This window comes from Candidatus Sodalis sp. SoCistrobi (genome assembly GCF_900143145.1).
Lineage (GTDB): Bacteria > Pseudomonadota > Gammaproteobacteria > Enterobacterales > Enterobacteriaceae > SoCistrobi.
On record NZ_FRDB01000131.1, the window covers coordinates 1 to 8,547 of the forward strand.

7 protein-coding genes and 1 pseudogene are annotated in these 8,547 nt (G+C 50.6%); 7 read left to right on the top strand and 1 reads right to left on the bottom strand.

The features are described 5' to 3' along the window. The 5 genes and pseudogenes from CINSTRO3249_RS09925 to dppF all read left to right on the top strand — a co-directional run. A partial coding sequence (locus CINSTRO3249_RS09925) for an integrase core domain-containing protein (RefSeq protein WP_143146879.1) occupies nt 1-229 on the top strand: 229 nt, incomplete at its 5' end. Nucleotides 230-263: 34 nt separating this feature from the next. Next, a pseudogene (locus CINSTRO3249_RS09930) lies at nt 264-827 on the top strand (ABC transporter permease subunit); the annotation flags it as partial. A gap of 11 nt (nt 828-838) precedes the next feature. Continuing rightward, nucleotides 839-1,744: a dipeptide ABC transporter permease DppC gene (gene dppC, locus CINSTRO3249_RS09935; protein ID WP_074013164.1), complete on the top strand. Its 906-nt coding sequence runs from the start codon at nt 839-841 to the stop codon at nt 1,742-1,744. Between the two features lie 10 nt (nt 1,745-1,754). Beyond that, nucleotides 1,755-2,735, top strand: a complete 981-nt coding sequence (dppD, locus tag CINSTRO3249_RS09940) for a dipeptide ABC transporter ATP-binding protein (protein WP_074013165.1) — start codon at nt 1,755-1,757, stop codon at nt 2,733-2,735. Continuing rightward, nucleotides 2,732-3,742 carry a dipeptide ABC transporter ATP-binding subunit DppF gene (gene dppF / locus CINSTRO3249_RS09945; RefSeq protein ID WP_074013166.1) on the top strand — a complete coding sequence of 337 codons (1,011 nt, stop codon included), beginning with the start codon at nt 2,732-2,734 and terminating at the stop codon, nt 3,740-3,742. Before dppD ends, dppF begins: the two co-directional genes overlap by 4 nt. Nucleotides 3,743-4,775: 1,033 nt before the next feature. Here dppF and CINSTRO3249_RS09955 read toward each other — a convergent pair. Beyond that, on the bottom strand, nt 4,776-5,486 hold the full coding sequence (locus tag CINSTRO3249_RS09955) for a PAS and helix-turn-helix domain-containing protein (RefSeq protein ID WP_074013167.1): 711 nt from the start codon (nt 5,484-5,486) through the stop codon (nt 4,776-4,778). A 239-nt stretch (nt 5,487-5,725) separates the two neighbouring features. On the opposite strand from CINSTRO3249_RS09955, the gene CINSTRO3249_RS09960 reads away from it, so the two are divergent. Both CINSTRO3249_RS09960 and CINSTRO3249_RS09965 read left to right on the top strand, forming a co-directional pair. Then, the gene (locus tag CINSTRO3249_RS09960; protein ID WP_074013168.1) at nt 5,726-7,015 is read left to right on the top strand and encodes a purine-cytosine permease family protein; all 1,290 of its coding nucleotides are present in this window, start codon (nt 5,726-5,728) and stop codon (nt 7,013-7,015) included. 378 nt (nt 7,016-7,393) lie between these two features. Then, nucleotides 7,394-8,107: a helix-turn-helix transcriptional regulator gene (locus CINSTRO3249_RS09965; RefSeq protein WP_074013169.1), complete on the top strand. Its 714-nt coding sequence runs from the start codon at nt 7,394-7,396 to the stop codon at nt 8,105-8,107. Nucleotides 8,108-8,547: the final 440 nt, after the last annotated feature.

Sequence of the window (8,547 nt, forward strand, 5' to 3'; positions counted from 1 at the left end):
CGGCGACTCCTACGATAATGCGATGGCAGAGAGTATCAACGGGTTGTACAAAACGGAGGTTATCCACCGCGGGAGCTGGAAAAACCGGACGGAAGTGGAGTTGGCCACGCTGGACTGGGTGGACTGGTACAACAACAGAAGGCTGCTCGGGCGGCTGGGTTACATCCCTCCTACTGAAGCCGAAATGAACTATTACGCTTTGCAATTAGCATCAGAGGAAGCGGCGTAGTATTGCCAAAATTACTCTCTAATAAACTCGGGGTTATTCAATGATGCTTATCATGTTGGTTTCGGTGCATCTAAACCTTACGCCGGTGTCCGGTCGGGTGGGGGATACCCTGTTTCTCGACGACAGCCATCCCCTGACCGGTTTTATGCTGATAGACACGCTGATTTGGGGCGAGCCGGGCGATTTTAAAGACGCCGTCATGCATATCATCCTGCCGGCCATTCCGCTGGCGGTGATCGTGCGTATGACCCGCTCGGCGATGCTGGAGGTACTGAGCGAAGATTATATCCGTACCGCGCGCGCCAAAGGGCTGAGCCGTCTGCGGGTGATTGTCGTCCATGCGCTGCGCAACGCGCTGCTGTCGGTTGTGACGGTTATCGGCCTGCAGGTCGGGACGCTGCTGGCGGGCGCCATTCTGACCGAAACCATCTTTTCCTGGCCGGGCATTGGCCGCTGGCTGATTGAGGCGCTGCAGCGCCGCGATTACCCGGTGGTGCAGGGCGGCGTATTGCTGGTGGCGACGTTGATCATTTTAGTCAACCTGCTGGTCGACCTTCTGTACGGGGTCGTCAATCCGCGTATCCGGCATAAGAAATAGAGGAACGGAAAATGACGCAAGTCACTGAACCGGTGACGCTGACCGGCGCGCCGAAACCGATGACTCCGCTGCAGGAGTTTTGGCACTATTTTAAACGCAATAAAGGCGCGGTCATCGGGCTGGCCTACATTTTGCTGATGTTTATCGTGGCCGCTGGCGCTGGCGTACTGGCGCCGCATGGCCCGGCGGAGCAGTTCCGCGATGCGCTGCTGCGGCCCCCGGTGTGGATGGAAGGCGGTAGCTGGCAGTTTATGCTCGGCACCGACGATGTTGGTCGCGATATTCTCAGCCGCCTGATGTACGGCGCCCGTCTGTCGCTGCTGGTGGGGTGTCTGGTGGTGGCGCTGTCGCTGCTGCTGGGGGTGATCTTTGGCCTGCTGGCCGGCTACCTGGGCGGTATGGTGGATATTATCATCATGCGCGTCGTGGATATCATGCTGGCGTTGCCGAGCCTGCTGCTGGCCCTGGTGCTGGTGGCGATTTTTGGCCCGTCTATTGTTAACGCCTCGCTGGCGCTCACCTTTGTCGCTCTGCCGCACTATGTGCGTTTGACCCGCGCCTCGGTGCTGGGGGAAGTCAACCGCGATTACGTTACCGCTTCGCGGGTGGCCGGCGCCGGTACGCTGCGGCAGATGTTCGTTAATATTCTGCCTAATTGCCTGGCGCCGCTTATCGTGCAGGCCTCGTTGGGGTTTTCCAACGCCATTCTGGATATGGCGGCGCTCGGCTTCCTGGGCATGGGCGCGCAGCCGCCGACGCCCGAATGGGGCACGATGCTGGCGGACGTGTTGCAGTTCGCCCAGAGTGCCTGGTGGGTAGTGGCGTTCCCGGGCTTCGTCATTCTGCTCACCGTGTTGGCGTTCAATTTAATGGGGGACGGCCTGCGTGACGCCCTCGACCCCAAACTCAAGCAGTAACGAGGATGCAATGGCGTTATTAACCATAGACAAACTTTCGGTCCATTTCGGCGATGAGGGCACCCCGTTCCGCGCCGTAGACCGAATCAGCTACCAGGTGGAACAAGGCCAGGTGCTGGGCATCGTCGGCGAATCCGGCTCCGGTAAATCGGTCAGTTCGCTGGCCCTGATGGGATTAATTGATTATCCCGGCAAAGTGATGGCCGACAATCTGGTGTTCAACGGCCGCGACTTACAGAAAATCTCCGACAACGAGCGCCGCCAGCTGATCGGCGCCGATATGGCGATGATTTTCCAGGATCCGATGACCAGTTTGAACCCCTGCTACACCGTGGGTTTCCAAATCATGGAAGCCATCAAGGTGCACCAGGGCGGCAACCGCAGGACCCGGCGTCAGCGCGCCATCGATCTGCTGACGCTGGTGGGGATCCCCGATCCGGCCTCCCGGTTGGATGTGTATCCGCATCAGCTGTCCGGCGGTATGAGCCAGCGCGTAATGATAGCCATGGCCATTGCCTGCCGGCCCAAACTGCTGATTGCCGATGAGCCGACCACCGCGCTGGATGTGACCATCCAGGCGCAGATAATCGAGCTGTTGCTCGACCTGCAGCAGCGCGAGAACATGGCCTTGGTGCTTATTACCCACGATTTGGCGCTGGTGGCGGAAGCGGCGCACCATATTATCGTAATGTATGCCGGCCAGGTGGTGGAAACCGGCAAAGCGACGGAAATTTTCCGCGCGCCGCGTCATCCCTATACCCAGGCGCTGCTGCGCGCGCTGCCGGAATTTGCCGCCGATAAGGCGCGTCTGGCGTCGCTGCCGGGCACCGTACCGGGCAAATATGACCGTCCGTCGGGCTGTTTACTCAATCCGCGCTGTCCCTATGCCACCGACCATTGTCGCCAGTCGGAGCCGGCGCTGCGCACGCTGCCGGACCGCCAGTCCAAATGTCACTATCCGCTGGATGATGCCGGGAGGCCCACCCGATGAGCGAAATCATTATCGATAACCGATCCACTTCGCTGCTGCATGCCGTGGATCTGAAAAAGTATTATCCGGTGAAGAAAGAATTGTTCGCCGAAGAGAAGTGGGTCAAAGCGCTCGATGGCGTCTCTTTCACTCTGGAGCGGGGTAAAACTCTGGCGGTGGTCGGCGAGTCAGGCTGCGGTAAATCGACCCTCGGGCGGTTGCTGACCATGATCGAAACGCCAAGCGGCGGCGAGCTGTATTACCTTGGGCAGGATCTGCTCAAGCCTGACCGTACCGCCGAGCATTTGCGCCGTCAGAAGATCCAGATCGTGTTCCAGAACCCCTATGGATCGCTGAATCCGCGCAAAAAGGTGGGACAGATTCTGGAGGAGCCGCTGCAGATCAACACCGATCTCAGCCGGGCGGAGCGTCGGGAAAAAGCGCTGGCGATGATGGCCAAAGTCGGGTTGAAAACCGAACACTATGACCGTTATCCCCATATGTTTTCCGGCGGGCAGCGCCAGCGTATCGCCATTGCCCGTGGCCTGATGCTGGACCCGGATGTGGTCATCGCCGACGAACCGGTGTCTGCTCTGGATGTCTCGGTGCGGGCGCAGGTCTTGAATCTGATGATGGATTTGCAGCAGGAGATGGGCCTGTCGTATGTGTTCATCTCGCACGATCTGTCGGTGGTAGAGCATATCGCCGACGACGTGATGGTGATGTATTTGGGGCGCTGCGTTGAGAAGGGCAGTAAAGAGGCGATCTTTAACAATCCGCGTCATCCTTATACGCAGGCGTTGTTGTCCGCGACTCCGCGCCTCAATCCCGATCTGCGCCGCGAGCGGATTAAGCTGACCGGCGAGCTGCCGAGCCCGTTAAACCCGCCGCCGGGCTGTGCGTTTAATGCGCGCTGCCGGCGTCGTTTCGGCTCTTGCACCGTGCTACAGCCGCAGCTGAAAGGCTACGGCGAACAGCTGGTGGCATGCTTCGCTGTCGATCAGGATGAAGCGCAGTCAGGCCATTAACCTTGGGCTCAGGGGGCACCGTCCCCTGAGCTGTGTCCGTACTCGCCAGCACCTGACACGCTCCCAACCCTATTATGAACTCTCCACCCGGTTATATGCTCTCTGCCCCGCAACGAGCTCTCCATCCGGTTATATGCTCACTGGCACATTATCTGCTCCAACTTCATGATGAGGCGCCAGTGCGCGTTATGGCCAGACAAAACGTCGTTAGCAATTAGCCGAGCCGGGCTCCAATAGGGGCCTTATCGATGATTGACCCGACGTTCGCTATCCGGTCGTCACGGTAGATGTAGATATAGATAGCATGTTGCCAAAAGGTGACCTTTCTCCCCCCTTACCGTCAGACCGTGCAATTCCCACGCGGCGTCACCTCAAAGAGAAGCCTATTGGCCATAGGGTGCTCACCAGCGGCCCTAAGCTCTACGGCGAAATACAGTTCGGGTATGTGCCCGTCATCGTGTCAAGCATGGCGCGATAGACCGCCACACCAGGGTGTTTGCCATTATGATGCACATCGTCTTGCACCAGGCGTCCCAGGATTTTCCAATCACGTCGATTAAAACACCTGATGTCATCCTGATAGGCGGTTGCGAGATCTATGGTTATCGCCTGTTGCAAAAGCGTTGACACTGCCAAGTACCTAATGCGGTATGCCTGCGCAACGGGGTAGCACCCAGGGCGATAGCGGAAAAATTGTTACCGCTAACCGGGTTGGTTTGCCGCCCGCTAACAAAAGGGGGAAGGATTGTGGTGGCTGGGTAAGCTCGACAGCGGCGACAGGGGTAGTGTGGCCCTTCATCGAGCGATTTTGCTCTCCTGAGCCGGCAAAACCACCGCACGCAGCCGCAGTCGAACGCTGTGTTTCCAAACATTGCAGACAAACCGCGACCAGAAGAGAGGGAAACCGTCACCGCCTTCCCGATGCCGGGCGCTATCTTTGAAGCCTCAGGCGGTATTAGCCGGACTGGCAGATATTTCATTGAAATGCAGATAGTACCTTAAAGCCTAAGGATGATTATTTATCAGCCTATTGCTAGTCAATCAATTGTACGCCTTTGCGTATAAAATCTAATGGAATATATTTATCAAGACCCGTGTGCTTGCAGTACTCAATAAGCTGAATCAAGCTATGAACACCGGCCTTGTTGTAGATATTCATGAGATGAACTTCAACCGTTTTATAAGAAATATTGAGTCTTTTGGCAATTTCTTTAGCGCTAAGTCTCTGTTGAGCCCAAAAGATAACTTCCAGCTCTCTTTTGGTGAACAGATCGTTATCTGCATCAATTTGAATCGTTTTTCTATTAAGTCGATTCATGTAGTATAATAATTCAGGTACTTCAAGACGTCTTCCATGGCTCACAATGCCGATGAGCTTGTTTTCATCATCATAAAGCGGCGCTCTTTCGGCGTAATGTGGCACTAAACTACTGGTGTTGCCTATACCATAGTGATGAATTGCTATAGATATTATTTTTTTATTTTCCTTGATAGCTTTTTGATCACTTTTAACAAATTCAGGCCAAAGTTCTTGACAGATGTCGGTCGGAACGTCTTTATCTGACTTACCTTCTGCGTTGAATCTTTTTGGAAAGCGAAAGAAATCTGAAGCCGATTCATTCACGAAGACATAGCGAGCCTCGCTATCCTTTATCAGCCAATGATCTGAACTGTTTTTTATGAATGATATCAAAGACTGCGGTGATTTTAGATATGATTTTAAATCATTTTTATGATTACCCATGATAGTTATCTCCTAATGTAAACTAAAAGAGAAAAGGAATTAATAGAGAAACTAATAAAACACATCTTGCAAGGTGACAAAATAAATTATCACTGAATCTGCATGATGCAAGTGGTGTATCACTATAAACGTGCAGAGCATACGGTCGGCTGAGCAACCGCTTGTAATCTTTTGAGAACTACAATTATACTTCGTCCTTGGTAAAATGAAAATGATATCAATCATGGAGAGAGGATTTCATGGAAAAAACCGCCAGCGATGCATATGCATTTAATAGGATGCCAATGAATGAACGTGTAAGTTTGTTTAATGTGACCATGGTTCGCATGGGCATGGCAACTTCATTAGCACAATTTATGCTTGGCACAACACTAGGTCATGGCATGACATTTTTTCAGGCCATGCTGGCGACCTCGTTGGGCAGTATCATATTAATTTTCGTCAGTTTCGGTTTAGGCTACGCCGGCATGCGTGAAGGTCTTTCTACCAGTGTATTATCCCGATGGTGTGGTTTCGGTAAATTGGGGTCTATGCTAATCGGACTGGCTATTGCGATAAGCCTATTAGGTTGGTTTGGGGTAAATATCTCGCTAATCTCGACCAGCTTGCTTACCGTTTTAGGAAACAACATCAGTTATTTCTGGTGCTCGATAATTGGTGGCGTGGTATTTTCCTTTCTCGTCGCTTTTGGTTTCAAGGCATTAAGTATAACGGCAAAGATAGCGGTCCCGCTTTTTTTATCCGTCATCTTTTTTATGTGTTACACTGAAATAGTGAAGCATACTGGCGATAGCTTGTTCTTTTCTTCTCCATCGGGTAACACAATCTCTCTTGGCGATGGTGCAACGATGGTTGCCGGTCTTTTCATCGTGGGCGCATTGATTACCCCCGACACCAGCAGGTATTGTAAAAGCGGGAAGCATGTATTCTGGATGATAACGTCCTCGGTGATTATAGGAGAATTTTTCATCAATGGAATCGCCATCTTGGTCGCGCGTTCACTGGGGACCTCGAATGTTGTAGAGATTATGATCAACACGGCTGGCTGGGTTGGCGTAGTCACCGTGATATTATCTGCCATTAAGGTTAATGACACCAATCTCTACTCTGCATCTATCAATATAACCGGCTTTCTTGAGATGCTGACAGGCAGAAAATTTAATTATGCCGCCATCACGTTAATCATAGGGGCGATGGGGACTTTATTGTCATTGTCAGGGCTGCTTGATTATTTTATTCCTTTTCTGATGGCATTAGGACTAATATTTCCTCCCATTGCTGGCGTCATGCTGGTTGATTATTACATCTTGCGCACTAGCCGTCAGTGTCTTGCGTCATCACGTGAAAAGGGCATATTGCCTGATGATGCTTCCATTCCTTCAACAAGTTACATCGCTCTCATCTCATGCGCAATAGGAAGTACAGCGGGACTGTTTATTAGCTATGGCATTCCTTCTTTAAATTCTATTCTCGTGGCGGGAATAACTTACTGGATATTCATTAAAGTAAAGTCCACAGTAATTAAATGAGAGAATAGCAACGACTTGAGCCTTAACGCTGACGAGGCTCAAGTAAAATGAACATTGGCAGATGGATTCTTTTGCATATCAATTAAAACATGGTCCTACTATTCAGCTGTGATAATACTAATTAGCTCACCTAAGAGAACTGTGCATTATGAATAATATCTACTGATTGTGATTTCATTTACTGGGTAATTGGGGTAAAGTGACGGGGTTTTATTGCGAAAAGTAATGAGGCATATAAATAAACCTACCCCTTTGCCGCCGCTAACATACATATATCTTCGTGTCAATAAGGGGTTTTTAATAATGTAAATTTACCCCTTAGTCGTTAATACTGACCACTCCTTAAGTAGTATGATCTATTTTCAAGGATGATTATTAATGAGCGGCTCATGTATACCCCTGAAACGGGAATGTCTTTCTAGACAGCTTATTCACTTATTTGAAAATTACCATAATGCCTGCTGTATTCGCGATAGTGAGGCGAGATTTGTTTACATCAACCCGGAGATGGGTAAATTACTCGACTTGTCGCCGTCATTTATTATTGAAGGAAAGCTACTAACAGAAGTGCCTCATTGGTTAAATGTCTTTGATAATGAATTCAAACAATACGATAAATCGGTCATGGATAGTGGCGTATCGGTAACGCTACTTGTCACATCGGTGTTCGGCAGAGACAACGACATTAAGCCTTATATATTCAACATAGCCCCTTTTTTCGATGACGATGGCAATATTGTTGGCACCCTGTCCGAAGCCAAACATTGTCTTTTTTTCTCAACCCTGCAGTTTATCAATGGTAAATTCCCGGGGCGGTTGACAAACCATCTGCCAGATAATAATTTCACCGATAGAGAACTAGAAATCATTTTCTTCTCTTATCATGGTTTGAGTAGTAAAGAGATTGCTGTGCGCTTGGGGCTCTCGCATAGGACGGTTGAAAATAGGCTTTGCAGTCTTTACCAGCGCGCCGATGTGCACAGTATCCATCAATTCAAAGAATTCTGTAAAGACCTGGATCTTGACCACTATGTTCCCATGGCCTATATGCAACCCAACATTATACAAATCGATGGCCACGATAATGCATAACGACAAGAGATTATCATTGCGCCCTGACTCAGGGTTTAACATTCCCCGCAGTTTTTTTAGCCATGACGCAAATTTGCTCGCCAAATACGCAGCCGAGGAAGCTATGTTGGCGTCTGGTGCAATAGCCTTTTCATCACCATGTGAAACACATAACCAACCGGGCTGGCTCTCCATATCGCTATCTTTATCCAGTTTGTTCACCTGGCACGTCGTAGGTAGTTGCGTGAATTTTTGCATAGAGGACGAAACCAGGTGACAAAGTTGTATTAGGGTTAGTGCGGGAAAACGTCTAACGGGCTTTTTAATGGAGATGTGAATCACCCCGGATAAATTAGAGTCTATACTTTAAAAGTGGAGGTCTCTATGACAACGACCAAACGTTACTCTCCGGAAGTCCGTGAACGGGCAGTTAATCTAGTGCTGGAAACTCAGCATGAGCA

Coding starts and splice junctions, on each gene's coding strand:
- dppC (WP_074013164.1), top strand. CDS start 839: ATGACGCAAGTCACTGAACCGGTGACGCTGACCGGCGCGCCGAAACCG.
- dppD (WP_074013165.1), top strand. CDS start 1,755: ATGGCGTTATTAACCATAGACAAACTTTCGGTCCATTTCGGCGATGAG.
- dppF (WP_074013166.1), top strand. CDS start 2,732: ATGAGCGAAATCATTATCGATAACCGATCCACTTCGCTGCTGCATGCC.
- CINSTRO3249_RS09955 (WP_074013167.1), bottom strand. CDS start 5,486: ATGGGTAATCATAAAAATGATTTAAAATCATATCTAAAATCACCGCAG.
- CINSTRO3249_RS09960 (WP_074013168.1), top strand. CDS start 5,726: ATGGAAAAAACCGCCAGCGATGCATATGCATTTAATAGGATGCCAATG.
- CINSTRO3249_RS09965 (WP_074013169.1), top strand. CDS start 7,394: ATGAGCGGCTCATGTATACCCCTGAAACGGGAATGTCTTTCTAGACAG.